26 protein-coding genes and 1 pseudogene are annotated in these 26,675 nt (G+C 61.4%); 10 read left to right on the top strand and 17 right to left on the bottom strand.

Going from position 1 to position 26,675, the window contains the following annotated elements; all coding sequences use genetic code 11:
• Position 1: 1 nt before the first annotated feature.
• Genes J3D54_RS11905 through J3D54_RS11890 form a run of 4 tightly spaced genes read right to left on the bottom strand, consistent with a single transcriptional unit; the run spans position 2 to position 7,756 of the window.
• Complete coding sequence (locus J3D54_RS11905) at positions 2-4,576, bottom strand: alpha-2-macroglobulin (protein WP_301293590.1); 4,575 nt, start codon at positions 4,574-4,576, stop codon at positions 2-4.
• Positions 4,573-5,223 (bottom strand): DUF1175 domain-containing protein, encoded by a 651-nt coding sequence (locus J3D54_RS11900; protein ID WP_253418218.1) that lies wholly within the window; start codon positions 5,221-5,223, stop codon positions 4,573-4,575. The genes J3D54_RS11905 and J3D54_RS11900 overlap by 4 nt, the downstream gene beginning before the upstream one ends.
• Positions 5,208-6,929 (bottom strand): DUF2138 domain-containing protein, encoded by a 1,722-nt coding sequence (locus tag J3D54_RS11895; protein ID WP_253418215.1) that lies wholly within the window; start codon positions 6,927-6,929, stop codon positions 5,208-5,210. Before J3D54_RS11895 ends, J3D54_RS11900 begins: the two co-directional genes overlap by 16 nt.
• 35 nt (positions 6,930-6,964) lie before the next feature.
• Positions 6,965-7,756 carry a YfaP family protein gene (locus tag J3D54_RS11890; RefSeq protein WP_253418212.1) on the bottom strand — a complete coding sequence of 264 codons (792 nt, stop codon included), beginning with the start codon at positions 7,754-7,756 and terminating at the stop codon, positions 6,965-6,967.
• Positions 7,757-8,033: 277 nt separating this feature from the next.
• Between J3D54_RS11890 and J3D54_RS11885 the strand changes: the two genes are divergently transcribed.
• The 4 genes from J3D54_RS11885 to dxs all read left to right on the top strand — a co-directional run bounded on the left by J3D54_RS11885 (position 8,034) and on the right by dxs (position 12,405).
• A complete protein-coding gene (locus J3D54_RS11885; protein ID WP_253418209.1) occupies positions 8,034-9,179 on the top strand; it encodes a Fic family protein in 1,146 nt (381 codons plus the stop codon).
• 109 nt (positions 9,180-9,288) lie between these two features.
• The gene (locus tag J3D54_RS11880; RefSeq protein ID WP_007894317.1) at positions 9,289-9,531 is read left to right on the top strand and encodes an exodeoxyribonuclease VII small subunit; all 243 of its coding nucleotides are present in this window, start codon (positions 9,289-9,291) and stop codon (positions 9,529-9,531) included.
• Positions 9,528-10,415, top strand: a complete 888-nt coding sequence (ispA, locus tag J3D54_RS11875) for a (2E,6E)-farnesyl diphosphate synthase (RefSeq protein ID WP_253418206.1) — start codon at positions 9,528-9,530, stop codon at positions 10,413-10,415. Before J3D54_RS11880 ends, ispA begins: the two co-directional genes overlap by 4 nt.
• A 91-nt stretch (positions 10,416-10,506) precedes the next feature.
• A complete protein-coding gene (gene dxs, locus J3D54_RS11870; protein ID WP_253418203.1) occupies positions 10,507-12,405 on the top strand; it encodes a 1-deoxy-D-xylulose-5-phosphate synthase in 1,899 nt (632 codons plus the stop codon).
• Positions 12,406-12,583: 178 nt separating this feature from the next.
• Here the strand turns inward: dxs and J3D54_RS11865 are convergent.
• From J3D54_RS11865 to nrdR, 12 genes and pseudogenes are all read right to left on the bottom strand, one after another.
• Positions 12,584-13,379 (bottom strand): annotated as a pseudogene (locus J3D54_RS11865) (cobalamin-binding protein).
• Positions 13,379-13,798, bottom strand: coding sequence for an MFS transporter (locus J3D54_RS11860; protein WP_253418200.1), 420 nt, complete (start codon positions 13,796-13,798; stop codon positions 13,379-13,381). Before J3D54_RS11860 ends, J3D54_RS11865 begins: the two are co-directional and overlap by 1 nt.
• Complete coding sequence (gene ribA / locus J3D54_RS11855) at positions 13,795-14,412, bottom strand: GTP cyclohydrolase II (protein ID WP_018925694.1); 618 nt, start codon at positions 14,410-14,412, stop codon at positions 13,795-13,797. Before ribA ends, J3D54_RS11860 begins: the two co-directional genes overlap by 4 nt.
• A gap of 149 nt (positions 14,413-14,561) precedes the next feature.
• Positions 14,562-15,296 carry an ABC transporter substrate-binding protein gene (locus J3D54_RS11850; RefSeq protein WP_253418199.1) on the bottom strand — a complete coding sequence of 245 codons (735 nt, stop codon included), beginning with the start codon at positions 15,294-15,296 and terminating at the stop codon, positions 14,562-14,564.
• Between the two features lie 22 nt (positions 15,297-15,318).
• Entirely contained in the window at positions 15,319-15,822 is a 504-nt protein-coding gene (locus J3D54_RS11845; protein WP_253418197.1) for a phosphatidylglycerophosphatase A, read from the bottom strand.
• Positions 15,819-16,784, bottom strand: a complete 966-nt coding sequence (thiL, locus tag J3D54_RS11840; RefSeq protein WP_253418195.1) for a thiamine-phosphate kinase — start codon at positions 16,782-16,784, stop codon at positions 15,819-15,821. The genes J3D54_RS11845 and thiL overlap by 4 nt, the downstream gene beginning before the upstream one ends.
• Before the next feature lie 18 nt (positions 16,785-16,802).
• The gene (nusB, locus tag J3D54_RS11835; RefSeq protein ID WP_007970164.1) at positions 16,803-17,303 is read right to left on the bottom strand and encodes a transcription antitermination factor NusB; all 501 of its coding nucleotides are present in this window, start codon (positions 17,301-17,303) and stop codon (positions 16,803-16,805) included.
• Positions 17,300-17,776: a 6,7-dimethyl-8-ribityllumazine synthase gene (ribE, locus tag J3D54_RS11830; RefSeq protein WP_003228649.1), complete on the bottom strand. Its 477-nt coding sequence runs from the start codon at positions 17,774-17,776 to the stop codon at positions 17,300-17,302. Before ribE ends, nusB begins: the two co-directional genes overlap by 4 nt.
• A gap of 91 nt (positions 17,777-17,867) precedes the next feature.
• Complete coding sequence (ribBA, locus tag J3D54_RS11825) at positions 17,868-18,959, bottom strand: bifunctional 3,4-dihydroxy-2-butanone-4-phosphate synthase/GTP cyclohydrolase II (protein ID WP_253418193.1); 1,092 nt, start codon at positions 18,957-18,959, stop codon at positions 17,868-17,870.
• A gap of 16 nt (positions 18,960-18,975) precedes the next feature.
• Positions 18,976-19,641 carry a riboflavin synthase gene (locus J3D54_RS11820; protein WP_253418191.1) on the bottom strand — a complete coding sequence of 222 codons (666 nt, stop codon included), beginning with the start codon at positions 19,639-19,641 and terminating at the stop codon, positions 18,976-18,978.
• Positions 19,642-19,685: 44 nt separating this feature from the next.
• The gene (gene ribD, locus J3D54_RS11815; RefSeq protein ID WP_253418189.1) at positions 19,686-20,819 is read right to left on the bottom strand and encodes a bifunctional diaminohydroxyphosphoribosylaminopyrimidine deaminase/5-amino-6-(5-phosphoribosylamino)uracil reductase RibD; all 1,134 of its coding nucleotides are present in this window, start codon (positions 20,817-20,819) and stop codon (positions 19,686-19,688) included.
• Positions 20,816-21,280 (bottom strand): transcriptional regulator NrdR, encoded by a 465-nt coding sequence (gene nrdR / locus J3D54_RS11810; RefSeq protein ID WP_007906838.1) that lies wholly within the window; start codon positions 21,278-21,280, stop codon positions 20,816-20,818. Before nrdR ends, ribD begins: the two co-directional genes overlap by 4 nt.
• A gap of 116 nt (positions 21,281-21,396) precedes the next feature.
• On the opposite strand from nrdR, the gene J3D54_RS11805 reads away from it, so the two are divergent.
• The 3 genes from J3D54_RS11805 (at position 21,397) to trxA (ending at position 23,484) form a co-directional block, all read left to right on the top strand.
• The gene (locus tag J3D54_RS11805; protein WP_253418186.1) at positions 21,397-21,861 is read left to right on the top strand and encodes a YbaY family lipoprotein; all 465 of its coding nucleotides are present in this window, start codon (positions 21,397-21,399) and stop codon (positions 21,859-21,861) included.
• Entirely contained in the window at positions 21,858-22,514 is a 657-nt protein-coding gene (locus J3D54_RS11800) for a methyltransferase (protein ID WP_253418184.1), read from the top strand. Before J3D54_RS11805 ends, J3D54_RS11800 begins: the two co-directional genes overlap by 4 nt.
• Positions 22,515-22,611: 97 nt before the next feature.
• Positions 22,612-23,484: a thioredoxin gene (trxA, locus tag J3D54_RS11795; protein ID WP_253418182.1), complete on the top strand. Its 873-nt coding sequence runs from the start codon at positions 22,612-22,614 to the stop codon at positions 23,482-23,484.
• Positions 23,485-23,497: 13 nt separating this feature from the next.
• On the opposite strand, the gene J3D54_RS11790 is transcribed toward trxA, so the two are convergent.
• Positions 23,498-23,839: a hypothetical protein gene (locus J3D54_RS11790; RefSeq protein WP_253418180.1), complete on the bottom strand. Its 342-nt coding sequence runs from the start codon at positions 23,837-23,839 to the stop codon at positions 23,498-23,500.
• Between the two features lie 135 nt (positions 23,840-23,974).
• Here J3D54_RS11790 and J3D54_RS11785 point away from each other — a divergent pair, with 135 nt between their 5' ends.
• From J3D54_RS11785 to J3D54_RS11775, 3 genes are all read left to right on the top strand, one after another.
• Entirely contained in the window at positions 23,975-24,550 is a 576-nt protein-coding gene (locus J3D54_RS11785; protein WP_253418178.1) for a DUF2796 domain-containing protein, read from the top strand.
• Positions 24,551-24,686: 136 nt separating this feature from the next.
• Positions 24,687-25,397, top strand: coding sequence for an ABC transporter ATP-binding protein (locus tag J3D54_RS11780; protein WP_253418176.1), 711 nt, complete (start codon positions 24,687-24,689; stop codon positions 25,395-25,397).
• A gap of 1 nt (position 25,398) precedes the next feature.
• Complete coding sequence (locus J3D54_RS11775; protein WP_253418174.1) at positions 25,399-26,664, top strand: ABC transporter permease; 1,266 nt, start codon at positions 25,399-25,401, stop codon at positions 26,662-26,664.
• Positions 26,665-26,675: the final 11 nt, after the last annotated feature.

The raw sequence follows: 26,675 nt of genomic DNA, 5'->3' as shown, positions 1-26,675 counted from the left end.
GTCAGTTGACCGTGACCTGACCGAGTGCCGGTTTCTGTTCCTGAGCCTGATGCTGCGGCGCGTAGACCTGCGTGAAACGCACTGGCGGCAGGTTGAACTGGCCTTTTTGCGAGAAGCGCACCAGATGACGCAGGCGCAACTCGCCGCTCAGCGCATCCACTGGCACCGCATACGCCATTTGCCCCGGCTCGAAACGGGCCTTCTCCAACGCGGTCGGCTCGGTGCCGGCCTTGCCCATGAGCGTGATACCCCACGTGGTGCGCTCGACGTCGGCACCCGGTGGCAGCGGCACTTCGAGCATGCCGTAGCGCAATGGTTTCGCGGATTTGCTGGTGATGATCACTTCGTCCAGGTACAGGCTGTCGCTGGACAATGGCTTGGTGCCGACCGCTTCGAGTTTGAATTCGAACGCTTCATCACCTGGCACCAGACGCGACAGGCGACGGGTGATCGTCACAGGCATCGGATCGATTGCCGGTTGTTTGGTCTGGTAACTCAGCGCGGCACGTAGCGGGCGCTCTTGCGTCCCGGTCAGCGACAACACCGCTGGCACCGGCGTAGCGCCCTGCCACGTCCAATATATCTCACCGGTATCACCGTAGCGTTTCTTCCAGCCTTCACCCGGTGCCAGTGCGATGGTCGGAGAGGCCTGCTCGATGCTGCGTTGCAGCCAGGTCAGCGCCAAGGCGCGTTCCAGGGTCGATTGCTGTGGCAACAGGCGTTGCAACAACGCTTGCGCGTGGGCCTGATCGAAGGCTTGCAGCGACAGGTTCAGGGCTTCGACAAACGGTTGAGCGCTAGCGGCCACTTGTTGTTGCGCCGCGTCCACTTGGCGACTGAACGCCGGCGGCAGATTGACCTTGGCCTGACGCGCCAAAGACGCGGTCAGCACCCGAGCACTGGCCAGCCCCAAGGCCGAATCCGGATCGTTCATGACCAGGCTCTCTGCGCCATCGTCCATGACGCTCGCCGCATTGCCTTCGCCGGCTTTCGCCAGATCATCCATCAAACCGCTGAGCAACGTGTTCACCGGCAATTGCATCTGTTTGGCAAACGACAGAATCAACGCACGCTGCAACAGCGGCGTGTTCTGTGCCTGTTTCGCGTACACCTCCAGCACCCGCTGCCAGTGCTCCGGTGGCAGGCTCAGCTCCAGCGCCTTGCTGGCGTGCCAGTCGGCGTAATAGGCGTAAGCGGTGAGGAACGCATCCGGCTCGCCGTCAAAGCCCCACCAGGTGAAGCTCGCCGACGGCCCGGCCATTTGCACCAGCCGCAGACGGCTGTTCTGCATGATCAAACGCAAGCGATCGCGGGTCTGCGGGTTCGACGACAGGGTTGGATAGGCAATGCTCAGCGGCAGCAAACGACTGGCGGTTTGTTCGACACCGCCGTACGGATAGCTCAGCAGATCATCGAGGGCCGAGCGGAACACCGCTTGCGGGCTGTCATCCAGACGCAGGCGAATATCCGTGGCGTCTGTCGGCAGGGTCAAAGGCGTGTCGCCGCTGACCGCGTCCAGGCTTTGGCTCTGGGTCACCTGCCAGCCTTCGCCGGTCGCGGTCAACCGCACGGCCAAGGCGTCAGCGGTTTTACCGTCCTGCACCAGCTCGGCGGTCCACTCGCCATTGGCCAATGTGAATGCCGGCAATGCGATGTAGTTGACGCCATTGTTCAAAGTGACCGGCACACGTTGCTCGGCACCCGCGTAATGAATCACCAGCTCAGCCTTGACCGGTTTCTCGGCCTGACTGAAAGCGAACACACCGAGATCCGGCTTGTCGCCGTTGCGGAATTTGGTCGGGCCGCTCCATTTCAGGTACAGCGGTTTTTCCGAACGCACGAATTGTTTCTTTTGCCCGACCTGGCCGTCATCGGCGATGGCGCGGGCGGTGATACGCCAGCGGGTCAAGGAGTCCGGCATCTTGAAGGTGAAACGGGTTTTGCCGTTGGCGTCGGTGATCAATTCCGGTTGCCACGCGGCAGTGTCGACGTCTTCACGACGCGGCCGCTCCAGCACTTTCACCCCACGCTCGCTGCGGTTGGCTTTGCCCGGTGCGCCCGGGCTGCCCGGCAGTGCCACGTCGTAGCTGATGAACGACAGACTGGCGCTGGTGCGCACGTTGTTGCGGCGCGGGTGATAGAAGAACTGGTCGATGGTTGGCGCGACTTCCGGCTGCAACGCATAGATCATTTCGTCGACCACGCTGACCGTCAGGTGCGCTGGAATCGGCTTGCCGGCGAATTGAGTGGTGAGGTCCACGGACACAGTATCGCCGGGCTGATACGCCTCTTTATCGGTGGCGATGGCCACATCGATCTGCGGTGTGATCACCTTGATGCCAGCGTTCTGGAAGCTGTACTGACCGCCCTTGGTGTAAAGCACGGAGAAGGTCATGTTCGGTGCGAAGTTGTCCTTCACCGTGATGCGCGCGCGGTATTGGGTGTCGCTGAGCTTTTCCATCTTCAGCCAGTCGCCGCCCTTGGACAGCAACGCCGTGGCTTCGACCTTGTCGCGCTCGAGCGACAACAACGCATCGCTGACCGGCTCAGGGAAAGTGATCAACGCGAGGGCCTCGTCGCCGGCCTTGTACTCGGGTTTGTCGAGGACGATTTCCACCGTGCCGGGCACCGCTTTGACGCCATCACCGGTGACCGAATGACCGGTCGCGCCAAGCACGCGGCCATGATCATCTTTCAGCGTCAGATTGTAAGTACCCGGACGGTCGAAGGCCAGGCTGAAGCCTTTGTCTTTGGCGGTGAGCTTGCCTTCACCAGTGGTCTGGTCTTCGAGTCGCACCCAGCTATAGCTGCTCGGGTTGACCGCTTTGCTCTGCTCGCTGCCACCTTCATTGGCATAGCTGAAGGCAACCTTGGCGCCCACCGCGCTGAACCGTTGCGGCGCGCTCAGGCGGAAACTGGCGGCACCCCGGTCGATGAGGATTTCCTTGGTGGTCTTGACCCGATACGCCGCACCATCGCTGGCGAACACGGTGAGCATGTAGCGGCTCGGTTTCTCGGCGGCGGGCAAATCGAGGCTCGCGTTGCCCTTGGCGTCGGTGGTCAGTTCGGTGCTGGTCAGTTCCACCGGGAATTGCCCGAGGTATTGCAGCTCGTTGTCGACCATCGACAATTGTTGGGCGCGCAAGCTCAGGCTCAACTTGGCGTTGGCCACCGGCTTACCGTCCGGGTACAACAACACCAGACTGCCTTTGACCGGCTCGCCGGTGCGGTAATCCTGCTTGGCCAGATTCAGGGAAATCTCGAAGTGCGGCTTGATGTATTCGGCGACGCGGAAGGCGCTGCTGTACGCCTGATCCTTGTAGCTGAAACGCAGTTCATAACCGCCCGCCACCGCGTTGTCCGGCAACTGGAAACGGCCCTGAGTGCCGGCCTTGGAGTCGAGCTTCAGCGCCAACGATTGCAGCGCCGTGCCGGTGGCATCGAGTACGGTGACGTTGACGTCGGCAGCGGTCGGCGCCACGGAATCCCGGGCATTCTTGAACTCGCGGCCCACGATTTTCAGCGACACCCAATCGCCCGGCCGATACAACGGCCGGTCGGTGAAGGCATAGAGTTTGGTGTCGTAGATTTCGCTGTCGTAATAGAAGTTCTCGGAAACGAACACCCCGCCCTCTTCGTCCTCGCCGATCACGAACGAACGCTCGGGGCTGACGTGTTTCAGGCGCAGCAAACCATCGGCATCGGTCGCGCCACTGCTCATCACGCCCAGGCCATCGGTCCACAGCACATTGACCTTCGGCACCGAGCTGCCTTCGTGTTTGCGCGCGGCCCACACCAGCAGCTCATCACCGGCAATCTTGCTCACGGCCACGGTGTTGGAGACGAACACCATGGTGGTCGCGCGGTACTTGCCGATCAGCGCTTCCACCAGGTACAGGCCCGGCTTCAGGTTGCCCAACGGGATGTAAACGTTGCCCGGCGAGACACTGACGAACTCGCTGGAAGAACCGACCAGCTTCACGCCTTCCGGCGGCTGGATCGGTTTGGCTTGCCACAGCGGATAACGGAATTGGCTGACCACCGGCAGGCCCGGAATCAACGCAAATTGTGGCTGAGCGTCGTAGGGCGTTGGCGCGGCGATGGCGGTGCCCATCTTCAGTTCCGGCACTTCCTCGGTGACTTGCTTGCGTGACTCGTAGGAAAACGCCCGCTGCATCACCCGGCGGGATTTGCGGTACCAGTTGTCCCACAGGTACGCGAGGGTGTTCGACAGGCCTTCGCCCTTGAACTGGCCGTCGCTGACTACGCGATGAAGGTTCTTCTGGCGCTTGAGGAAATCCAGCGGCTTGTCGATGCGATACACCCGAATGTCGGCGCCACCGTAAGGCTCCATGCGGAACCGGCGATAGTCGCGACCCGGCGCTTCGAGGCGTACCACCGCCTGTTCATCGCTGGCGAAACTGCTGTCGGCCAACAGGAAAAAGCTTTCACCGGCCACCGGCGTATAGCCGCTCGGCTCGACGGTGTCTTCGGCGTTGACCGTGGCCAGCGGCATGAACAGGGCCAACAACAAAGGCAGTTTTGAGCAAATGCGCAGCATGCGGGCACCGATCATTGGGAGAGAAAGTTCAGTCGATAGACGCCGATGAAGTTGGGGTTGGCTGCGTCGGGTATCCATCGGGTGTCCTTCCATGTCATGAGTTGCTGCAGGCTTGCGGAGCGCATGCCGTTGTCGGTGGGAGTAGTAGTGCCGGTGTGATAGGCAATGAAGCGGCCCATCCAGATCATCAGGTGCTGGTCGTCGCCCTGATCGAAAAACATCAGGTCGCCGGGCCGGGCCTGGGCCAGATCGCGGCCGACCAAATGACTGTTGAATTGAATCAGTTTGATTGCGTTGACATAGGGCCCGACCTTGCCGCCGCCCTGCTGCCATTGCTGGGCGAGGCCGCGTTGGGCGTCGCTCAGTTGCAGCTCCGGCGGCAGGTAGCGGTTGGACAGGCCATTGCTGCGCAGCCATTTGTCGTCGTGGACTTTCAGCGCTTCGTTAGCGGCAAACCGCACCAGCCCGGCACAGTCCTGCTGATACCAGCGCGGGCTCGGGCCTTGGGTCAGTTGTTCCTGGGCGATGCGCACGAACCAGGCGCGAAATACCTGGGACTGTTGCGGGTCGAGCGCTGCGGCTTCGCTGGCGAATGTGCGCGACCCCAGCAACAACGCCAGCAGGCCGAGGCCTCGGATAAGTGCGGTCACAGGGCTTTCCATTCCAGCGGCAGCCACTGCCAGTGGCCGTCGGGCTCGCTGCCTTTGGGTAAGGTCAGGGCGTATTTGCCGTAGCCGCCGAGGGTGCGCAGTTTCGGGATCAAGTAGGTTTGCGCGGCGTTGTAGAACACCGGCTCCATGTCCTGCGGCAGACTGTCGAGGGTTTCCTGTTGCATCAGTTGCGCCATGGAATCCGGGCCGAAATAGATCGGCATCAGCAGGTCTTTTGGCAGCACGTCTGCCAGCGGCGGGAAGCGTTTGTCGAGGGTGCCCAGCGCTTTGTCGACGAGCTTGTCATCGAGGGAGAACAGCAGCGTCGAACCGTGACGCGCCAGGCTTACGCGCATGAAGGCTTTGCCGGTGATCGCGTCTGGCTGCTCGGCATCCTTAGCCTGATAGGGACCGAAGTTGGAGCTGACCTGGCGCTGCCACTGATGGGTTTTACCGTCCTGTTTCTCAACCACCGGGAATGCGTGCTCGGCAACATTGCCTTCGTAGGCGCCGACCATCGAGCTGAACAGGTTACCCAGATCGCCGTCGAGTTTGGCGCCGCCATCGTCACTCAGGCTGGCCACCAACAGCGGTGTGTACAGCCGCGAGTCGGCATACCAGCACAGGCCGGCGGCACCGGCCATGTGTTCGGTCAGGGCTTGGGCCACAGACTCTTCGGCGCCAAGTTTCACCAGCAGCGGTTTCTGTTGTTCGGCGGCCAACGGCAAGGCCACGCAAGCGCTGGCGCCCATCGGCATGGCTTGCCAGATCGGTTTGAAGTCGAAGTCCGGCTGGTTGTCCAGTTCGTCCATGGCCAGGAAGCTGTGCCAGCCCTTATCGTCCATGTCGAAACGCAGGCCGGCGAAGTTCGGGATGAAGCGCTGGTAACCCATGGCCAACACGCTGGAGTTGACCGAGAGGCGTTGTTTTACCTCGGGCGCACGCGGCGGCAGGCCGAAGGCTTCGGGGAACAGTTTGTCGCCATTGAGCAAGGCGGCGATCGCCTTGGTCGAAACGCCGCCGTTTTCCTCCAAAGCACTGTTTTCCGGATCGTAGAGTTTGGCCGGATTGGACAGCACCACCAGTTTGTCGCCATGGGAGGCGAACACCAACGCCTTGCTGGCGTTGTAGTTGAGCTGATAGAGCGTGACGGCGTCGGTGCCAACTTTTACCTCGCTGAGTTTGCTCAGCTGCGAATCATCCAGCGCCACTTTCGCCAACGGCTCGAGCACCTTGGCCAGCCCGCCGCGATCCATCACCAACAGGAAATCCTTGAGACGCCCGTCTGCCCCGCGCCACAGCGCCACATCCGCCGGTTGATCGAAGAGCTGCTCGATCAGGCTGTCCTGCAACTTCAGGTCATGCTCGTAAATGATCCGCCGCAGACTGCCGATCAAACCGAGACGATCGGCGTGGGCTTCGTAATAGAAGACGAAATCTTCAGTCAGGGTTTGCTTGAGGAACGGCACGGCCAGCAAATCCTTGGGCAGCTGACTCAAGGAATGGGTTTCGAGCAAACCGTCCGGCCGGCTCATGCCCAGTTTGTCGCTGGCCAACTGCGCAGGCGGGGCCTTGGGTTTGTGCAGGAACCAACCCAACCCGCCCGCCACGCCGGCTACCAGGCATAGCCCGATCACCAGCGCCGGCCAACGGCGAGGAGTTTTGGCGGCGGGTGCGTCGGCCGGGGAAGCGGCTGGTGGAATCGTGTTATCACTCATGTTCACAAACCCAATTCATCCATAGTGCGGGATGTTTAATAGTTGAAAGTCTTGACCAGCAGCAGGTCGCCGATTGCCCGCAAGGGCACGATGAACGTCTCGCGTTTTTCGTCGACGGTGTTTTCGTTGAGCACCAGATTGATTTGCGAGGTGATCACCTCGTTCTGGTTGCTGTTCTCATCGAAGTTATAGCCACCGCTGCCGTAGTTGCCCCAATAGTTCACGTAAACCAGATAAGTGCCGTGCATCGGCGCAGTCATGGTGAACATTTCCGGGCCGGGGCCATCGACACCGTCCGGGTCCAGCCCACCGCCATTGCTCAGCGCCGGGCTAGCCCAGAACGCGTGCTGGCCGTCGGGGGTAATGATGTGCAGGTCGAGTTCGGCCTTGGGATCGTCCCAACCCAGCACCACGCGAATTCGCGCCGGGGTGCGCAGGTCGTTGGCTTCATAGAATTGAACACGCTTGAGCGACTTGCCCTCGGAACTGCGCACTTCGACGCTGTTGGAGCCGGCGCCGAACGCATAGGGCCGGGCAAAACGCCCTTGGTCATCGGTGTACAGATTCAGGGGATTGCCGTTCACCGCCAGGCTGTGGGGCGGGCGGAGCGTGCCGAGGGCCTTGAGCTGGCCTTCGATCATCGTGCGATTGCGCTGCACACCCCGGTCGATGGGCGGCGTGGGGTAGGCGACGCGAGGATTCTCACTGCGGTCCAGCAAGCCGTGATAGCGCCAGCCGCCCACCGGTTCCGACAACTCGGCCGAGGGCTCGGCCCGCGCAACTTGAGCGCAAACCAGCGTGATCAGCAGTGAAAGAACCCAACGCATGTGACGCCTCCTGCCATGCATAACGAAACCCTGCGCCCAATCCTCGGCGCGTTACAGATCGAAAAAACTGCGTTTCGTCAGAATGACCCTGAATATAGGGTCGTAGAAGGCGCGAAGATTAGCCATTCGGAAGTTTTTTAACAATCGGATACATTTATATTTGCGGTGAGAATCACGGTGATTGTTGGGCGTGAGCCGAATAACGATCTTATTCGGCTCATAAAGTGAGCCGAATAAGACTATTATTCGGCTCATTCACCTTGGAGCACCCGAGTTCATGGCACCTCACTGGATCTGGCAACGGTCTGATTGGCCAAATTTCAACTGGCACACCGAGCGCCTGACACCGTTATTGCGCGAGTGTGTGCAGGCACAAGGTCAGTTGATGGGCATGGCCAGTTCCGTGGGTAGCTCACTAAGCGCGCAGAACGAACTGGATGCGTTGTTGCAGAATATCGTGACGTCTTCGGCTATCGAGGGTGAACAACTTAATGTCGGCTCCGTGCGCTCTTCACTGGCGCGACGGCTAGGTTTTAATCTGGCTGACGGCGATAAGGTAAGCCAACGCAGCGAGGGGCTTGCGCAATTAATGCTCGACGCCACGCAGCATTTTGCTGAACCACTGACGCTGGAGCGACTGCTGTATTGGCATGAGTGGCTATTTCCTGATCAAGACACCGACTTCGCCGCCCGGCCAATCCACGTTGGCGCGTTACGCGGCGATGAGCCCATGCAAGTGGTTTCGGGCCGACTCGACAGGCCGACCGTTCACTTTGAAGCGTCGCCTCGCCAAGGCCTTGAGCAGCAACTGGACACATTCCTCAGATGGTTTGAAGCCAGCCAAAGCCAAGATGGGCTCGATCCATTGTTGCGGGCCGGTATCGCGCACTTCTGGTTCGTCACTTTGCACCCCTTCGACGATGGCAATGGCCGTCTCACGCGAACCATCACCGACTTGGCTCTGGCCCAGGGTGAGGCTCAGGCTATCCGCTTCTATGCCATGTCGGCGAGCATCCTGGAGGATCGTTCAGGCTATTACCGAGTGCTGGAAACCAGCCAGAAAGCCACGCTGGATATCACCGATTGGCTGGAGTGGTTTCTACGAACGCTCCTGCGTAGTTTGCAGCAAGCCATGAACCGGATCGAATCGGTGCTGGCCAAAGCGCGCTTCTGGCAGGCACATCGGGAGTCCGAGCTGTCAGCTGAACAGATCAAAGTGTTGAATCGTTTACTCGATGGCGGAGAACGCGGTTTCGAGGAGGGAATCAGCGCCGCTCAATACCAGGCAGAGGCAAAGGTTTCCAAAGCCACCGCGACCCGTCATCTGACTGAACTGCTGGAGAAGGGCTTCCTGAAACGCCTGCCCGGTGGCGGGCGCAGTACTCGGTACCAGATCCTTCCCCCTGAGGCAGAGGCATTCTGAGTCCGGTTTTTTCGACGCTGCGGCACGGGTTTTCAGGCCCGCTCATTTGCCCATACCCCCCATGTCTGCTAGTGTCGCGCCGGTTTAACGTCAACCGGAAATAGCCGCCATGGCCCGCAAAAAAGCTGCACTGGATTTCGAACAATCCCTCGCTGACCTGCAAACGCTGGTGGAGCGTCTGGAGAACGGTGAATTGTCGCTGGAAGACTCGCTGACCGCTTTCGAGCAGGGCATCGGGCTGACCCGCGATTGCCAGGCGGCGCTGGCCCAGGCCGAACAGAAGGTTCAAGTGCTGCTCGAGCGTGACGGCGAGTTGGCCGAGGAACCCTTCGACGCGGATCAGCCAGAATGATTGCAGCGTATTCGGCGGCCAGCCAGGCCCGCGTCAATGCAGCACTGGAAACCCTGTTCAACCCGCCGAGCTCCGAGCTCGCCCGCCTCTATGAAGCCATGCGCTACAGCGTGATGAACGGCGGCAAGCGCGTGCGTCCGCTGCTGGCCTACGCCGCGTGTGAAGCGCTGGGCGGCAAGGCCGAGCAAGCCAACGGCGCAGCCTGTGCGGTTGAGCTGATCCATGCCTATTCGCTGGTGCATGACGATTTGCCAGCCATGGACGATGACGATCTGCGTCGCGGCCAGCCAACCACTCACAAGAAATTCGACGAAGCCTGTGCGATTCTCGCCGGCGACGGTTTGCAGAGCCTGGCCTTCAGCGCCCTGCTCGACCCGCGCCTGAGCTCGTTAGACGCCGAAACCCGGCTGCAGATGGTCAGCGCCTTGGCGTTGGCGGCAGGCCCGGCGGGCATGGTCGGCGGGCAAGCCATCGATCTGGGCTCGGTGGGTCTGAAGCTCGATCAAAATGCCCTTGAATACATGCATCGGCACAAGACCGGCGCGTTGATCGAAGTCAGCGTCAAACTCGGTGCCCTGGCCAGTGGCCGTGCCGAGAAAGACGAACTGAAGTCGCTGCAAAGTTATGCACAGGCCATCGGTCTGGCCTTTCAGGTCCAGGACGACATTCTCGACGTCGAAAGTGACACCGCCACCCTGGGCAAACGCCAAGGCGCCGACATCGCCCGGGACAAACCGACCTACCCGGCGCTGCTCGGTCTCGATGCGGCCAAGGCTTACGCCCTGGAACTGCGCGACCAGGCCCTGCACGCGCTGCGACCGTTTGACGCGGCAGCCGAGCCCTTGCGCGATCTGGCCCGCTACATCGTTGACCGCCGCAACTGACGGCGTATCCGCCAAAAAAGACCAACGCGTGGGCAGGGGGCGATGCATCAGGTAAACTGCCGCATCTTTTATACCTATAACGATTCGCCTGATGCCCACGACGTTTCATGAGATTCCCCGCAAGCGCCCGACCACGCCCCTGCTCGACCGTGCCAACACGCCGGACGGCCTGCGCCGGTTAGGCGAAGCCGAGCTGGAAACCCTGGCTGATGAGTTGCGCCTGGAATTGCTCTACACGGTCGGCCAGACCGGTGGGCATTTCGGTGCCGGCCTGGGCGTGATCGAGCTGACCATCGCGTTGCACTACGTTTTCGACACCCCGGACGACCGGCTGGTGTGGGACGTGGGTCATCAGGCTTATCCGCACAAAATCCTCACCGGCCGTCGCGCGCGCATGAGCACCCTGCGCCAGAAGGACGGCATCGCGGCCTTCCCGCGCCGCTCCGAGAGCGAGTACGACACCTTTGGCGTCGGCCACTCCAGCACCTCGATCAGCGCAGCGCTGGGCATGGCCATTGCCGCCCGCCTGCAACACAGTGATCGCAAGGCGATCGCCGTGATCGGCGACGGCGCACTGACCGCCGGCATGGCCTTCGAGGCGCTGAACCACGCGCCGGAAGTCGACGCCAACATGCTGGTGATCCTCAACGACAACGACATGTCGATCTCGCGCAACGTCGGCGGGTTGTCGAACTATCTGGCGAAAATCCTTTCCAGCCGCACTTACGCGAGCATGCGCGAAGGCAGCAAAAAGGTCCTGTCGCGCCTGCCCGGCGCCTGGGAAATCGCCCGTCGCACCGAAGAATACGCCAAAGGCATGCTGGTCCCTGGCACGCTGTTCGAAGAGCTGGGCTGGAACTACATCGGCCCGATCGATGGCCACGACCTGCCGACCCTGATCGCCACCCTGCGCAACATGCGCGATCTGAAAGGCCCGCAATTCCTGCACGTGGTCACCAAAAAAGGCAAAGGCTTCGCCCCGGCGGAAGTCGACCCGATCGGTTACCACGCCATCACCAAACTCGAACCGCTGGACGCTCCGGCCGCCGCGCCGAAAAAAGCCAGCGGGCCGAAGTATTCCGGTGTGTTCGGTGAGTGGCTGTGCGACATGGCGGCGGTCGATCCGCGCCTGGTCGGGATCACCCCGGCGATGAAGGAAGGCTCCGACCTGGTGGCCTTCAGTGAACGCTTCCCGACGCGCTATTTCGACGTGGCGATTGCCGAGCAACACGCCGTGACTCTGGCAGCCGGCATGGCCTGTGAAGGCGCCAAACCGGTAGTGGCGATCTATTCGACCTTCCTGCAACGCGGTTACGACCAACTGATTCATGACGTTGCGGTGCAAAACCTCGACGTACTGTTCGCTATCGACCGCGCAGGTCTGGTGGGCGAAGACGGCCCGACGCACGCAGGCAGCTTTGACCTGTCGTTCCTGCGTTGCATCCCCGGCATGCTGGTGATGACCCCGAGCGACGAAAACGAACTGCGCAAAATGCTCAGCACCGGCCATCTGTACAACGGCCCGGCGGCAGTGCGTTACCCGCGCGGCACCGGCCCGAATGCGCCGATCGCGAAAGACCTCGAACCGATTGAAATCGGCAAGGGCGTGGTTCGCCGTCAGGGCAGCAAAGTCGCCCTGCTGGTGTTCGGCGTGCAACTGGCCGAGGCACTGAAAGTCGCCGAGAAGCTGGATGCAACGGTCGTCGACATGCGTTTCGTCAAACCCCTCGACGAAGCACTGGTTCGCGAAATCGCCGGCAGTCACCAATTGCTGGTGACCGTCGAAGAGAACGCGATCATGGGCGGCGCCGGTGGCGCGGTCAGTGAGTTCCTCGCCCGCGAAAACATCCTCAAGTCGGTGCTGCACCTGGGCTTGCCGGACGCTTATGTGGAGCACGCCAAACCCGCACAAATGCTCGCCGAATGCGGGCTGGATGAAGCAGGGATCGAAGAGGCGGTGCGTCAGCGCCTGCAATTGCTGAACATCTAAACATCAGACATATGCAATACCCTGTGGGAGCGGGCTTGCCCGCGATAGCGGAATGACAGTCGACTTATTCATTGACTGACACTCCGTCATCGCGAGCAGGCTCGCTCCCACATTGGATCTATGTCTGAACGTGGTTCAGTATGGGAGCGAGCCTGCTCGCGATGGCCGCGCCTCGATCTCAGAGGTCGGGGGCAATCAATTGACAGAGCTTGGCCGTCGCTTCGATCATCTGCCCACTCGGCCGCTCCAAGCCTTTATCCGCTACCAGCAGCAATTGCCCCTGCGCCACCGCCGTCACCTGGGGTCAGGCCTTCCACGCCTCGAGCTGTGCCTGGTCGCTGGCCAGCCTCGGGATTGCTCTGCAACACCGCCTCCACACTGATCTGCGGCGCTGGCTGTGGCAAGTCGGCAAACACATTGCGCGCCCCGCACACCTGCAGCGCATCACTGATGATCTGCCCACCGCCCACGGTGTACAGCGGCCGATCCCAGACTTGATAAAACACCCGCAGCGGCTCGTCCCTTCGATAGCGCTGGCGCAGGGAGTCGAGTCGCTGACGCAGGTTTTCGGCCAATGCAACGCCTCGCTCCGGTCGACCGAGTTGCGTGGCGATCACCTCAACCTGCGCAGTGAGTTGTTCGAGGTTATGCGGTTCGGCGACATAGGTGGGAATGTTCAGCCGTTTGAGCTGTTCACGCTGAGCCGCCCCCACACTGCCCGGCCAGAGCAGCAGTAAATCGGGCTTGAGGCTGAGCAACCGTTCGATGTCCAACTGACCGTAGCGGCCCACCGATGGAATGTCTTTGAGCTCGGCAGGACGCTCACCGGCATCCAGCACACCGACCAGCAGGTCGGCAGAACCCAGCTCAATGACGATTTCAGATAGCGACGGTGCCAGACTGACAACCCGCTCGGCCGCAGCCGCCGGACCACTGATGGCCAGCAACAGGACTGCCAGCCAGGCGCTGCGCATCAGCCGAGTTGACGCGGGATACGGTAGAGGTAGAACAGCACCGCCGTCGACAACGCCAGCAACATCAGCGGCACGGCTTCCAGACCAACGAAGACTGCCAGTGCGCCGATCCAGGCGGGCAGGCCGGCGACCAGAAACGCGGTGCGGCGTTTCACGGCCAGGGCGATCCAGGCGGCAGGCTCTTCAGGGGTGTCGAGGGCTTTCTGGGTCGCGATCAGCGCATGTTTGTAGCCGCCGAAGAACTTCAGGCTGACAAACATCGACGCCACACCGGCAATGAATAACGGCATGGCCAGCGCCGGTAGAATCGCCTCGCTTTGACCGAATACGCCGTTGATCACAAACAGCGGCACCAAGGCCAACGCCAGGTATTGCCACCAGTTGACGGCCAGTCGCCGCCGTACCTGACCGCGGGTCACGCCCGGTCAGCCTCGCCCTGGTGCTCGTTGCCCATCATGTGGTCGAGCTTGCTGGCCTTGGTGGCCAGGTAGAGTTTGTTGTGCGGGTTGTGCCCGGTGTGCAACGGCACGCGCTCGGCAACCACAATGCCCATGTCGGTCAAGGCTTTGACCTTGCGTGGGTTGTTGGTCATCAGACGCAGGGACTTCACGCCCAGATGCTCCAGCATCGGCAGGCACATGGCGTAATCGCGCTGGTCGGCGGCGAAGCCCAGACGTTCGTTGGCTTCAACGGTGTCGGCACCGCCGTCCTGCAATTCATAGGCGCGGATCTTGTTCAGCAGGCCAATGCCGCGACCTTCCTGGCGCAGGTAGAGCAACACGCCACGGCCTTCACGGGCGATCGCCTGCAACGCCGCCTCGAGCTGCGAACCGCAGTCGCAACGCTGGCTGAACAAGGCATCGCCGGTCAGGCATTCGGAGTGCAACCGGCCGAGTACCGGAGCACCGTCGGCGATCTCACCCAGGCTCAGCACCACGTGCTCGCGCCCGTTTTCTTCATCGAGAAAACCGTGCATGGTGAATTGCGCAAAAGGCGTTGGCAGCTTGGAAGCGGCGACAAAAACGACAGGCACCGGTGTGCTCCTGATCTATAAGTACTGAAGATTCGCAGAGGCGGCATTGTAACAGCACGTTCCTGCAGACGCTTAGGCTGAATTATCGGCCATAACGATCAAAAAGTTTGATATCGAGCCCTCTCGCCCTCCCACAATGGATCGTGCGTTCAGGGCGCCTTAAACGGATAAGGCTGCTTCCAGCGTTTGAAAATCGGTTTCAACCGGCCGTTTTTTACCAGTACGTCCATACGCTGATCGAACAATGCCATCAACTGACGGGCCCGAGGGGTATCGGCGAAGCACAGGTACAGCGGCAAATCCGCGATGTGCGTGCGACGGAACTGCGACGGGTCCTTGGCTCGGCTGACGATGGAGTTGACCTCGTCTTGCGCGTCGATGTAATAGTCGACGCGGTTGTGGATCAGCATCGACAGAATCCCGTCACGCCGCGCGACTTCGTTATAGCGCTGAACGTTAGGCAAGTAAGCCTGATACTTGTAACCGCGTACCCAGGCCAATCGATAATTGCCCAGGTTTTCCGCGGTCGGCGCCGGATTGGTGGACAAGCCCAGCGCATAGATCGGATCGGTATCGAAACTCCAGTGCGGATAGAGCAGGTCACTGACTTCATCCCGATAGGCACCGACGCAGGCGTCCACTTCGCCACGCTGTGCCAGGCCCGTGGCGCGGGTATACGGTTCGATTCGAATATCCAGTTTGACGCCCGCCGGCTCGAATACTTCGCGCAACACGTCCCAGCCCAAACCCTGGCCATCGGCGGCGGTAAAGTCTTCCCAGGCTTCGCTGGCCAGGTGAATCACGGACGGCGTCGTCGGCGCTTCACCCGCCCGGGCAAGTGCGCAAAACGTCGCAAAAACCATCACCATCAACCAGCGAGCCATTTTTCGTCCTCGACTGCAGCCTTCAGGCGAAAAGCCAAACCAGCCCTTGCATCGCCAACCACGCAAACACCCCGGCCAGTACATCATCAAGCATGATCCCGACGCCACCGTGCACATGCCGGTCGATCCAGCGAATCGGCCACGGCTTGAGGATGTCGAAGAAGCGGAACATCAGGAACCCAGCCAACAACCAATACCAACCTTGCGGCACCAGCCACAGGGTGATCCACATCCCGACCATTTCGTCCCAGACGATGCCTTCGTGATCATGCACGCGCAAATCGTCGGCAACCTTGCCGCACAGCCAGAAACCGAACAGCATGGTGATGCCGAGCATCAGCCAGTAGCCCCAGTCGGGCAGCATCTGCCACAACGGAATAAAGGGTAACGCCACCAACGAACCCCAGGTGCCCGGCGCTTTTGGCAGGGTGCCCGAGCCGAAGCCGAACGCCAGGAAATGCCACGGATTGCGCCAGACCGACGGCGGTACGAACTCCGCCGGAACCTGCTTGGGATGATCTGTCACGGTGTCTCCCGAAAATGTTGATAACCCCGGATTGACGGGGTGATGTCGTGTCCGTCGGCGTCCAGCAGAATCACGCCCTGCCCTGCAACAACCTGCCCGAGCACATGGATCGGCCAACCGTCCGCCAGCAACGATGGCAACTCGGCGGGTGGCAAGGTGAAGGCCAGCACGTAATCGTCACCACCGCTCAGGGCAGCTTGCTCAGCGCCGGATTGACCGAGGAAAGCCAGCAACGCCTTCGACAACGGCAGCCTGCTGCGCTCTACCCGAATCCCGACTTTCGACGCCAAGGCAATATGCCCGCAGTCGGCGAGCAGGCCGTCGGAGATGTCCAGCGCGGCGGTGGCCTTGCCACGCAACGCCTGGCCCAACGCCAGTTGCGGTTGCGGCGACCAGTAATGGGCCAGCAATGGATCGGCGATGGCCGCTTCGGCAGTCCGCTGACCGAGCACCAGCGGTAATGCGCCCGCACCGTTACCCAGCTCACCCCCCACGCATAATAAGTCGCCTGCCCGTGCGCCGCTGCGGGTCAACGCCAGACCGGTCGGCACCCGACCGAATACCGTCATGGTCAGGCTCAACGGCCCGCGAGTGGTATCGCCGCCCACCAGTGCCACACGGCAATTCTGCGCCATGAGGTTCAAACCACGGGCGAAAGCTTCCAGCCAATCGGAAGTCCCGGTTGGCAAAGTCAGGGCAAGGGTAAAGGCAACGGGGATGGCGCCCATGGCGGCCAGGTCACTGACGGCCACGGCCAGCGCGCGCTGGCCGAGCAGAAACGGATCGCAGGGGTCGGCGAAATGCACACCGGCCACCAGCGTATCGGTGGAAATCGCCAACTGCTCCCCGGGAGGAACAGCCAGCAAGGCGCAGTCGTCGCCGATCCCGAGGGCAACACCTTCGCCGCCCTGCGCACAAGGCGCGGCGGCGAAGAAGTTACGGATCAGCTCAAACTCACCCATAGCGATTGCAAGCGCCAATCAGCGCTTGAACGCCTTCACTTCAGCTTCACGCAGACGCGGAGCCAGCTTGTCGAGCACACCGTTAACGAACTTGTGGCCGTCGGTGGAACCGAAGACCTTGGCCAGTTCGATACCTTCGTTGATCACAACGCGGTACGGCACGTCGACGCGCTTGAGCAGTTCCCAGGTGGACAGGCGCAGAACGGCCAGTTCAACCGGGTCCAGCTCTTCGATGGTCAAGTCCAGGCAAGGCTTGAGCGCGGTGTCGATCTCGGTCTTGAACTGCGGAACCCCGTGCAGGATTTCGCGGAAGTACGCGCCATCGACATCGGAAAAATCGTTATCGACCCGGAACTGCGCTTCGATCTCGTTCAGCGACTGCTTGGCCATGTGCCATTGGTACAGCGCCTGGGTCGCGAGCTGACGGGCTTCACGACGCTTGGCGCTTTTCGATGGCTTGCCGGCATCCGCAGGCTTTGGATCGCGCGGGTTGAAACGATCGCTATCGTCGCTAATCACTTGGCCTCCAACTGCGCCAGCAGGCTGACCATTTCCAGAGCGGACAGGGCAGCTTCAGCACCTTTGTTACCGGCCTTGGTGCCGGAACGTTCGATGGCTTGTTCGATGGAATCAACGGTCAGTACGCCGAAAGCGACCGGCACGCCGAACTCCATGGACACCTGGGCCAGGCCCTTGGTGCATTCGCCAGCCACGTATTCGAAGTGCGGAGTACCGCCACGAATGACCGCGCCCAGGGCGATGATTGCCGCGAACTCGCCCTTCTGAGCGACTTTCTGCGCAACCAGCGGGATTTCGAAGGCGCCAGGCGCACGGATGATGGTGATGTCGCTTTCGCTCACGCCATGGCGAACCAGGGCATCAACTGCACCGCTGACCAGGCTTTCAACCACGAAGCTGTTGAAACGGCCCACTACCAGAGCGTAGCGGCCTTTAGGGGCGATGAAGGTACCTTCGATGGTCTTCAGGGTCATTCGTTAGATCTCTTAAAGAGCCGGGACGCGTTTTCTACGCGTCCCTCAGTGATGTGTTTGCCGCGAACTCAGGCCCGCAAACTGCCGGTCATTATTCGGAGGGCACGTATTCTACAACTTCCAGATCGAAACCGGATATCGCATTAAATTTCATCGGCGCAGACATCAGGCGCATTTTACGCACGCCCAGGTCCCGAAGGATCTGCGAACCGGCACCCACAGTGCTGTAGGTGGTCGGTTTTTTCACCGCCAGGTGGTCGGCGGTTTCGCGGATGTGCGCCAGCAACACGTCGCCATCGAGCGGGTGGCCGAGCAACAGCACCACGCCGCTGCCAGCCTCGGCAACCGCGGCCATGGCGGCGCGCAGGCTCCAGCGGCCCGGTTGTTTGACCATCAGCAGGTCACGCAGCGGGTCCATGTTGTGCACCCGAACCAGGGTCGGTTCCTCGGCGCACACGGTGCCCAGGGTCAACGCCATGTGCACGTCGCCTTCCACCGAATCACGATAGGTCACCAGGTTGAACTGGCCCAGTTCGCTGTCCAGCGGCTGCTCGGCAATCCGCTGAACGGTACGTTCGTGGATCATCCGGTAGTGAATCAGGTCGGCAATAGTGCCGATCTTGATGTTGTGCTCGGCGGCAAACGCTTCGAGTTCGGTGCGACGGGACATGGTGCCGTCGTCGTTCATCACTTCGCAGATCACACCACTCGGCTCGAAACCGGCCATGCGCGCCAGGTCGCAGGCCGCTTCAGTGTGGCCGGCGCGGGCCAGGGTGCCGCCGGCCTGGGCCATCAGCGGGAAGATGTGACCGGGGCTGACGATGTCTTCAGCCTTGGCGTCTTTGGCCGCCGCCGCTTGCACGGTGCGCGCGCGGTCGGCCGCGGAGATACCGGTGGTCACGCCTTCGGCGGCTTCGATGGACACGGTGAACTTGGTGCCGAAACCGGAACCGTTGCGTGGCGCCATCAACGGCAGCTTGAGCAGTTCGCAGCGCTCGCGGCTCATCGGCATGCAGATCAGGCCACGGGCGTGCTTGGCCATGAAGTTGATGTGTTCAGCCTTGCAGCACTCGGCGGCCATGATCAGGTCGCCTTCGTTCTCGCGGTCTTCGTCATCCATGAGGATGACCATCTTGCCTTGGCGGATGTCTTCAACCAGTTCTTCGATGCTATTGAGCGCCACAAGGCACCCCCTTCAGTCAGGATTTGAGGTAGCCGTTGGCGGCCAGAAAGCTTTCAGTGATCGTGCCACCGGATGCAGGCTCTGCGGCCTTGTCACCCAACAACAGGCGCTCCAGATAACGCGCCAGCAAGTCAACTTCCAGGTTCACCCGGCGGCCCGGCTTATATGAAGCCATGATAGTTTCGCTCAGAGTGTGCGGAATGATCGTCAGCATGAATTCGGCGCCATCGACCGCGTTCACGGTCAGGCTGGTGCCGTCGACGGTGATCGAGCCTTTATGGGCGATGTACTTGGCCAGCTCTTTCGGCGCGCGAATGCGAAATTCCACAGCACGGGCATTGTCGCTGCGCGATACCACTTCGCCGACACCGTCGACGTGACCGCTGACCAGGTGCCCGCCGAGACGGGTGGTCGGGGTCAGGGCTTTTTCCAGGTTGACCGGACTGCCGCTTTTGAGGTCATTCATGGCGGTGCAGTCGAGGGTTTCGCGACTGACGTCCGCCGCAAAGCCATTGCCCGGCAGTTCAACCGCGGTCAGGCACACGCCGTTGACGGCAATGCTGTCGCCCAGTTTGACGTCGCTCAGGTCGAGCTTGCCGGTTTCTACGTAAACCCGCACATCTCCGCCTTTTGGGGTCAATGCACGAATACTGCCGATGGATTCGATGATGCCGGTAAACATGGAGTCCTCCTCGAGAACAGGGCCTTCTGGGCTGCAGCCGGGAATTATACGCTGACCGTTGGGGCAGGTATGGCAATGACTCGCCAGTCATCGCCAACCGCGCGGATTTCGGTAATTTTGAGCTCGGGCGCATCTTTCATCTGCGCCAGCGGCCAGTCCAGCAACGGTCGCGCCGTGGAGCCGAGAAACTTGCCGGCAATGAAGATCTGGAACTCGTCCACCAACCCTTGCTGAGCAAACGCCCCGGCCAGGCGCGGACCGGCCTCGACCAGTACCTCGTTGACATCACGGGCAGCCAGTTCAACCAGCAACTTGCGCAAGTCGACCTGACCATCGTCGCCAGCCACAATCAGGCATTCCGGACCGTTGGCGTATTGCTCTTCAATCGCCATGCACGTCGCGACCAACGCCGGGCCAGCCTTGAAAAACGGCGCGTCCAGCGGCACCCGCAGGCGACCATCGATCAGCACGCGCAATGGCGGACGGCTCATGACCAAGGCGGTTTGTTCGGGATCGAGGCCCAATTCATCGGCACGCACGGTCAAACGGGCATTGTCTGCCAGTACCGTGTCGGCGCCGGTCAGCACCACGCTGGCCTGCGCACGCAGCCGCTGGACTGCCGAACGTGCCGCTGTGCCGGTGATCCACTGGCTCTCGCCGCTTTCCATCGCCGTGCGACCGTCGAGGCTCATGGCCAACTTGACCCGCACGAACGGCAAGCCATGTTCCATGCGCTTGAGGAAGCCTTCATTGAGCTTGCGCGCCTCGCCTTCCAGCACACCGCTTTCGGTGGCGATGCCGGCCTGGGCCAGACGTTTCAGGCCGCGACCGGCGACTTCCGGGTTCGGGTCCTGCATCGCCGCAACGACACGCGCCACACCGGCATTGACCAGCGCATCGGCGCAGGGCGGCGTACGGCCGTGGTGGCTGCACGGTTCCAGGGTCACGTAAGCCGTGGCGCCTCGCGCCTTGTCGCCGGCGGCACGCAAGGCGTGGACTTCGGCATGGGGCTCGCCGGCGCGCACGTGCCAGCCTTCGCCGACAATCTGCCCGTCGCGCACCACCACACAGCCGACCCGCGGGTTGGGGTGCGTTGTGTAGTGACCTTTGCGCGCCAGTTCCAGGGCGCGGGCCATGTAATGGGCATCGAGGATGGCTTGTTCCGGGGGCGTGGTCATTCTTTCACCGGCTCACGGGCGAGGCGATCGATCTCTTCGCGGAACTCGTTGAGGTCCTGGAAGCGTCGGTACACCGAAGCGAAGCGGATATAGGCGACTTCATCAAGCTTTTTCAGCTCGGCCATCACCAGTTCGCCGACCACGAGGGATTTGACCTCGCGTTCGCCGGTGGCGCGCAGCTTGTGTTTGATGTGCACCAGCGACGATTCCAGGCGCTCGACACTCACCGGGCGCTTCTCCAGCGCCCGCTGCATGCCGGCGCGCAGTTTTTCTTCGTCGAACGGCTGGCGACTGCCGTCGGTTTTGATCAGGCGCGGCAACACCAGTTCAGCGGTTTCGAACGTCGTGAAACGTTCGCCGCAGGCCAGGCATTCACGCCGGCGGCGCACCTGTTCGCCCTCGGCGACCAGACGCGAGTCGATGACCTTGGTGTCGTTGGCACCGCAGAAGGGACAGTGCATGGTGGCAGGCAACAAAAAATGGGAGGGCCATGGTAGCGCATCCCCGTGGCAAGACAAGCCATAGGGTTTGCGGTATACAGACGAGCTATAATGTTTTCACCTTGCCGGAGCCGCCAATGTCGTTACGACCGCTCGTTTTGCTCAGTCTTTTCAGCCTGCTGGTGGCCTGTGGCAGCGATGCACCCAAGCCCCAGCCACCGACGCCCGGCCCGGCGCCGCAACAGGCACAGAAGAAAGCCAAGTCGTCCGCCGAGCTCGGGCCGCTGCCGGCTTACCAACGTGAAATCAGCGGCACCCTGCTGGGCGTGCCGGCCGATGCCGAAGTCGAACTGGCACTGCTGGTGATCGACGACAAGGATCGCCCGCAACAATTGCTCGCCAGTGCCAACCTGATCGGTACCAATCAGGTGTTGCCATTTCGCCTGCGTTTCAACCCCGAATCCTTCCCGGTCGGTGCTCGCGTTGAACTGCGCGGCCGCGCCAGCCAGTCCGGGCAGTTGATTCTGCATCTGCCGGCGCAAATCATCACACAGCCGACGACCCAGGCCCTGGGTCAGCTGCAATTCGTCAAAACACCATGATTGCACCGCTCGACCTGCAACAGGCGTTGGGTGAACTGCTCGGTGACGCACAGCTTGTAGCCTGTGAATTGCCGGGTACCGAGCTGAAACTCTGGCTGATCGACGGCGACAACATGGACCGCGCCTTCAGCCCCGAAGAAACCCGGCGGATTCTCCACGAGCCGCCGTACTGGAGTTTCTGTTGGGCCAGTGGGCTGGCCGTGGCCCGCTATCTCGCCGAACACCCGCACTGGGTCGAAGGCAAACGGGTGCTGGATTTCGGTGCCGGTTCCGGGGTGGCCGCGATTGCGGCAGTGAAGGCCGGGGCGCTGGAAGTGGTCGCCTGTGACCTGGACCCGCTGGCGATTGCCGCGTGTCGGGCGAATGCCGAACTCAATGATGTGCAACTGCGCTACTCGACGGATTTTTTCGCCGAAGCGGATCGATTTGATCTGATTCTGGTGGCCGACGTGTTGTACGACCGGGAAAATCTGCCGTTACTCGACGAGTTTCTCAACCGTGGCCGGGAAGCGTTGGTGGCGGATTCGCGGGTGCGGGATTTTCGCCATCCGCTGTATCGGCGCATCGAGATGCTGGAAGCGATGACCTTGCCGGACCTGGCCGAACCCGAAGAGTTTCGGCATGTGAGCCTTTACCACGCGCGGCGCGGTTAGCAAAAAGCTTCGCGGGCAAGAGTTGGATCACCCCCGCTTTCAGCCGCCCCCCACCAAGCCTTATAGTGGCCTCATCCACGCTTTTACGAGATCCCCCATGAGTCAGGAAACGCCGTACATTTTCGACGCCACGACTGCCGATTTCGACCAGTCGGTGATCGAGAACTCTTTTCACAAACCGGTACTGGTGGATTTCTGGGCCGAATGGTGTGCGCCGTGCAAGGCCTTGATGCCGATGCTGCAAACCATCGCCGAGAGCTATCAGGGCGAATTTCTGCTGGCCAAGGTCAACTGCGACATCGAGCAGGACATTGTTGCGCGTTTCGGCATTCGCAGCCTGCCGACCGTGGTGCTGTTCAAGGATGGTCAGCCGGTGGACGGTTTTGCCGGTGCCCAACCGGAATCCGCAGTGCGCACGATGCTCGAACCTCATGTGCAAATGCCGCCTCCAGCCGCCGCCGATCCGTTCGAACAGGCTCAAGCGCTGTTCGATGACGGCCGTTTCGCCGACGCCGAAGCCACGCTCAAAGTCTTGCTGACTGAAGACAACACAAATGCCAAGGCCCTAATCCTCTACGCCCGCTGCCTTACCGAGCGTGGCGAACTGAGTGAAGCGCAAACCGTACTCGACGCGGTCAAGACCGATGAACACAAGGCCGCGTTGGCCGGCGCCAAGGCGCAGATCCAGTTTCTCGGTCAGGCCAGGGACTTGCCGGATGCGGCAGACCTGAAAGCTCGTCTGGCGAAAAACCCGCAGGACGATGAGGCGGTCTACCAACTGGCGATCCAGCAACTGGCCCGTCAGCAATACGATGCAGCGCTGGAAGCCTTGCTGAAACTGTTCATGCGTAATCGCAGCTACAACGAAGGCTTGCCGCACAAGACTTTGCTGCAAGTGTTCGAACTGCTGGGCAATGATCACCCGTTGGTGACCACGTACCGTCGCAAGCTGTTTGCCGCGCTCTATTGAGATTTTTTGCGACTTACTCGATCCAGCTGTAGAGCGGCGTATCCCCGCCGCTCACCACTTTGACGTCTGCGCAGTGGCGCAAGCGCACCAACAAGCGCTTGCCCGTCGCTGCGCTGCCGGTCAGCCCTTCCAGTTGCTCCAGCAAATCCGGCCCGCTCAATTGCCCGGCCTTGCGCAGCAAATCTCTAGCGATCTGCCACAGCGCCTCGTCCTGACTCACCGGTTTGACCGGTGTTGCACTCGCCTCGGGTTTGACAGCCTGCAACTGCGCACCGAGCTGCGCCCAATCGCCCTCATCCAGTTCCAGGGTCAAATCCACCGGCCAGTCGCCGATGCTTCCGCGTATTCGCAACATAAGTCTGCTCCTGCACATACCTGACTCGCATGCTCCCATGGGTCTTGCGCAACGCCAAGCAGACGGTCAAACTCTCAGTACTTTCGTTATAAGATTACATAACAAACTCTTCACTTTACTTTTCGGAGACCCGCCATGCGCCGTCTGCTGCTCGCTTTGCCGTTTGCCTTGTTGCCGCTGGCTGTCGCCCACGCGGCTGTCGACCATGAGCACGGCAGCCTCGGCGCCCACGAACACGGCGTCGGCCGCCTCAACGCAGCGCTGGACGGTCAGACCCTGGAGCTGGAACTGGAAAGCCCGGCGATGAACCTGGTGGGTTTCGAACACGCCGCCACCACCGACGCCGACAAGGCCAAAGTCGCCGCGGTCCGCGCCCAGCTGGAAAAACCACTGGCGCTGTTCAACCTGCCGAAAGCCGCCGGTTGCGTGGTCGCGACTCAAGAACTGGAAAGCCCGCTGTTCGGGGACAAACCGGATGCCGACGATGATCATGAAGAAGCCAAGGACGGTCACGAACATCACCATGACCACAGCGAAATCCACGCCCGTTACCAATTCAGCTGCTCGGCCCCGGGCGCGCTGAAGACCCTGGACCTGGCGACTTTCTTCAACACGTTCCCGGCTACCCAGAAAATTCAGGTACAACTAATCAGCCCGAGCGGACAGCAAGGGGTTGAAGTGACGGCCAAGGCCGCCGCCCTGAAATTCTAAATTCACCGAGGCGCCCTGTGGGAGCGAGCCTGCTCGCGATTGCGGTCGAACAGTCGACATCTATGTTGAAGGTGACGGCCTTATCGCGAGCAGGCTCGCTCCCACAAAGTCCACCTCTCACCTTGACCGGTTTCATATGACCCAAGCACTCATCGAACTGTCCGACCTGGGCTTCAGCTGGCCCGGTCACCCGCCGCTGCTGGACATCCCGGCGTTTCGCCTGGAGCCTGGTGAAACCCTGTTCCTCAAGGGCCCCAGCGGCAGCGGCAAGACCACCCTGCTCGGCCTGCTCGGCGGTGTGCAAAAGCCTGATCGCGGCAGCATCCGGCTGCTCGGCCAGGAGTTGACCGAACTCTCTGCCGGTGCCCGCGACCACTTCCGGGTCGACCACACCGGCTACATCTTCCAGCAGTTCAACTTGCTGCCGTTTCTGTCGGTGCGGGAGAACGTCGAACTGCCCTGCCACTTCTCGAAACTGCGCGCCGAACGGGCAAAACAGCGCCACGGCAGTGTCGATCAGGCCGCCGTCACCCTGCTCGCCCATCTGGGCCTGAAAGACGAAAACATTCTGGGCCGTCGCGCCGATTCGCTGTCCATCGGCCAGCAGCAACGGGTCGCTGCCGCGCGTGCGTTGATTGGTCAGCCGGAGCTGGTGATCGCCGACGAACCGACCTCAGCGCTGGACTACGACGCTCGCGAAAACTTCATTCGCCTGCTGTTCGCCGAATGCCGCGAAGCCGGCTCGAGCCTGTTGTTCGTCAGTCACGATCAGAGCCTCGCGCCGCTGTTCGATCGCCACCTGTCGCTGGCCGATCTCAATCGCGCCGCCACCCCGTCCGAGGTTTGAGATGTATTTGTTTCGTCTAGCCATGGCCAGCCTGGCTAACCGTCGCTTCACCGCGATCCTCACTGCGTTCGCCATCGCCCTGTCGGTCTGCCTGCTGCTGGCGGTGGAGCGGGTGCGTACCGAGGCCAAGGCCAGTTTCGCCAGCACCATCAGCGGCACCGACCTGATCGTCGGCGCGCGTTCCGGCTCGGTGAACCTGCTGCTGTATTCGGTATTCCGCATCGGCAACGCCACCAACAACATCCGTTGGGACAGCTTCGAGCAGTTCGCCAACAACCCGAAAGTGAAGTGGGCGATCCCGATGTCCCTCGGCGATTCCCATCGCGGTTATCGGGTGATGGGCACCACTGAGGCGTACTTCGAGCATTACCAGTACGGCCATCAACAACATCTGGAACTGGCCGATGGCCGCGCCTTCGCCAGCGATCCCTTCGAAGTGGTGCTCGGCGCCGAAGTGGCCGATGCGCTGCACTACAAACTCGGTGACAAACTGGTGCTGGCCCATGGCGTGGCGGCGATCAGCCTGGTCAAGCACGACGACAAGCCGTTCACTGTGGTCGGTATCCTCAAGCGCACCGGCACCCCGGTGGACCGCACGCTGCACATCAGCCTCGGCGGTATGGAAGCGATCCACATCGACTGGCACAACGGTGTTCCGGCGCGGGGTAACGGTCGGGTCAGTGCCGATCAGGCGCGCAACATGGACCTGACGCCGCAAGCGATCACCGCGTTCATGCTCGGCCTCAACAACAAGATTTCGACCTTCGCGCTGCAACGTGAAATCAACGAATTCCGTGGCGAACCGATGCTGGCGACCCTGCCGGGCGTGGCGTTGCAAGAGTTGTGGAGTTTGATGAGCACGGCAGAAAAAGCCTTGTTCGTCGTCTCGCTGTTCGTGGTGCTGACCGGGTTGATCGGCATGCTCACAGCGATTCTCACCAGCCTCAACGAGCGGCGCCGCGAAATGGCGATTCTGCGTTCGGTGGGCGCGCGGCCATGGCATATTGCAACTTTACTGGTGCTGGAAGCATTTGCCCTGGCGCTGTCGGGAGTGATTGCCGGCGTGGCGCTGCTGTATGTGGGCATCGCCGTGGCCCAGGGTTACGTGCAGTCGAATTACGGTTTGTACCTGCCACTGGCCTGGCCGAGCGAATATGAATGGACGCTGCTCGGTGGCATCCTGATCGCCGCGCTGCTGATGGGCAGCGTGCCAGCCTGGCGCGCTTATCGCCAATCCTTGGCCGATGGCCTGTCGATCCGACTATGAGGACGTTGCAC

The sequence above is a fragment of the Pseudomonas sp. GGS8 genome (assembly GCF_024168645.1).
Classification (GTDB): domain Bacteria; phylum Pseudomonadota; class Gammaproteobacteria; order Pseudomonadales; family Pseudomonadaceae; genus Aquipseudomonas.
The sequence above is the reverse complement of the archived record's forward strand: the minus strand, read 5'-3'. Positions and strand labels throughout refer to the sequence as shown.

Bases quoted from the DNA above. Each gene is read 5' to 3' on its own strand.
- J3D54_RS11905 (WP_301293590.1), bottom strand. From the start codon at position 4,576: ATGATCGGTGCCCGCATGCTGCGCATTTGCTCAAAACTGCCTTTGTTG.
- J3D54_RS11900 (WP_253418218.1), bottom strand. From the start codon at position 5,223: ATGGAAAGCCCTGTGACCGCACTTATCCGAGGCCTCGGCCTGCTGGCG.
- J3D54_RS11895 (WP_253418215.1), bottom strand. From the start codon at position 6,929: ATGAGTGATAACACGATTCCACCAGCCGCTTCCCCGGCCGACGCACCC.
- J3D54_RS11890 (WP_253418212.1), bottom strand. From the start codon at position 7,756: ATGCGTTGGGTTCTTTCACTGCTGATCACGCTGGTTTGCGCTCAAGTT.
- J3D54_RS11885 (WP_253418209.1), top strand. From the start codon at position 8,034: ATGGCACCTCACTGGATCTGGCAACGGTCTGATTGGCCAAATTTCAAC.
- J3D54_RS11880 (WP_007894317.1), top strand. From the start codon at position 9,289: ATGGCCCGCAAAAAAGCTGCACTGGATTTCGAACAATCCCTCGCTGAC.
- ispA (WP_253418206.1), top strand. From the start codon at position 9,528: ATGATTGCAGCGTATTCGGCGGCCAGCCAGGCCCGCGTCAATGCAGCA.
- dxs (WP_253418203.1), top strand. From the start codon at position 10,507: ATGCCCACGACGTTTCATGAGATTCCCCGCAAGCGCCCGACCACGCCC.
- J3D54_RS11850 (WP_253418199.1), bottom strand. From the start codon at position 15,296: ATGGCTCGCTGGTTGATGGTGATGGTTTTTGCGACGTTTTGCGCACTT.
- thiL (WP_253418195.1), bottom strand. From the start codon at position 16,784: ATGGGTGAGTTTGAGCTGATCCGTAACTTCTTCGCCGCCGCGCCTTGT.
- ribE (WP_003228649.1), bottom strand. From the start codon at position 17,776: ATGACCCTGAAGACCATCGAAGGTACCTTCATCGCCCCTAAAGGCCGC.
- J3D54_RS11820 (WP_253418191.1), bottom strand. From the start codon at position 19,641: ATGTTTACCGGCATCATCGAATCCATCGGCAGTATTCGTGCATTGACC.
- ribD (WP_253418189.1), bottom strand. From the start codon at position 20,819: ATGACCACGCCCCCGGAACAAGCCATCCTCGATGCCCATTACATGGCC.
- nrdR (WP_007906838.1), bottom strand. From the start codon at position 21,280: ATGCACTGTCCCTTCTGCGGTGCCAACGACACCAAGGTCATCGACTCG.
- J3D54_RS11805 (WP_253418186.1), top strand. From the start codon at position 21,397: ATGTCGTTACGACCGCTCGTTTTGCTCAGTCTTTTCAGCCTGCTGGTG.
- J3D54_RS11800 (WP_253418184.1), top strand. From the start codon at position 21,858: ATGATTGCACCGCTCGACCTGCAACAGGCGTTGGGTGAACTGCTCGGT.
- trxA (WP_253418182.1), top strand. From the start codon at position 22,612: ATGAGTCAGGAAACGCCGTACATTTTCGACGCCACGACTGCCGATTTC.
- J3D54_RS11790 (WP_253418180.1), bottom strand. From the start codon at position 23,839: ATGTTGCGAATACGCGGAAGCATCGGCGACTGGCCGGTGGATTTGACC.
- J3D54_RS11785 (WP_253418178.1), top strand. From the start codon at position 23,975: ATGCGCCGTCTGCTGCTCGCTTTGCCGTTTGCCTTGTTGCCGCTGGCT.
- J3D54_RS11780 (WP_253418176.1), top strand. From the start codon at position 24,687: ATGACCCAAGCACTCATCGAACTGTCCGACCTGGGCTTCAGCTGGCCC.
- J3D54_RS11775 (WP_253418174.1), top strand. From the start codon at position 25,399: ATGTATTTGTTTCGTCTAGCCATGGCCAGCCTGGCTAACCGTCGCTTC.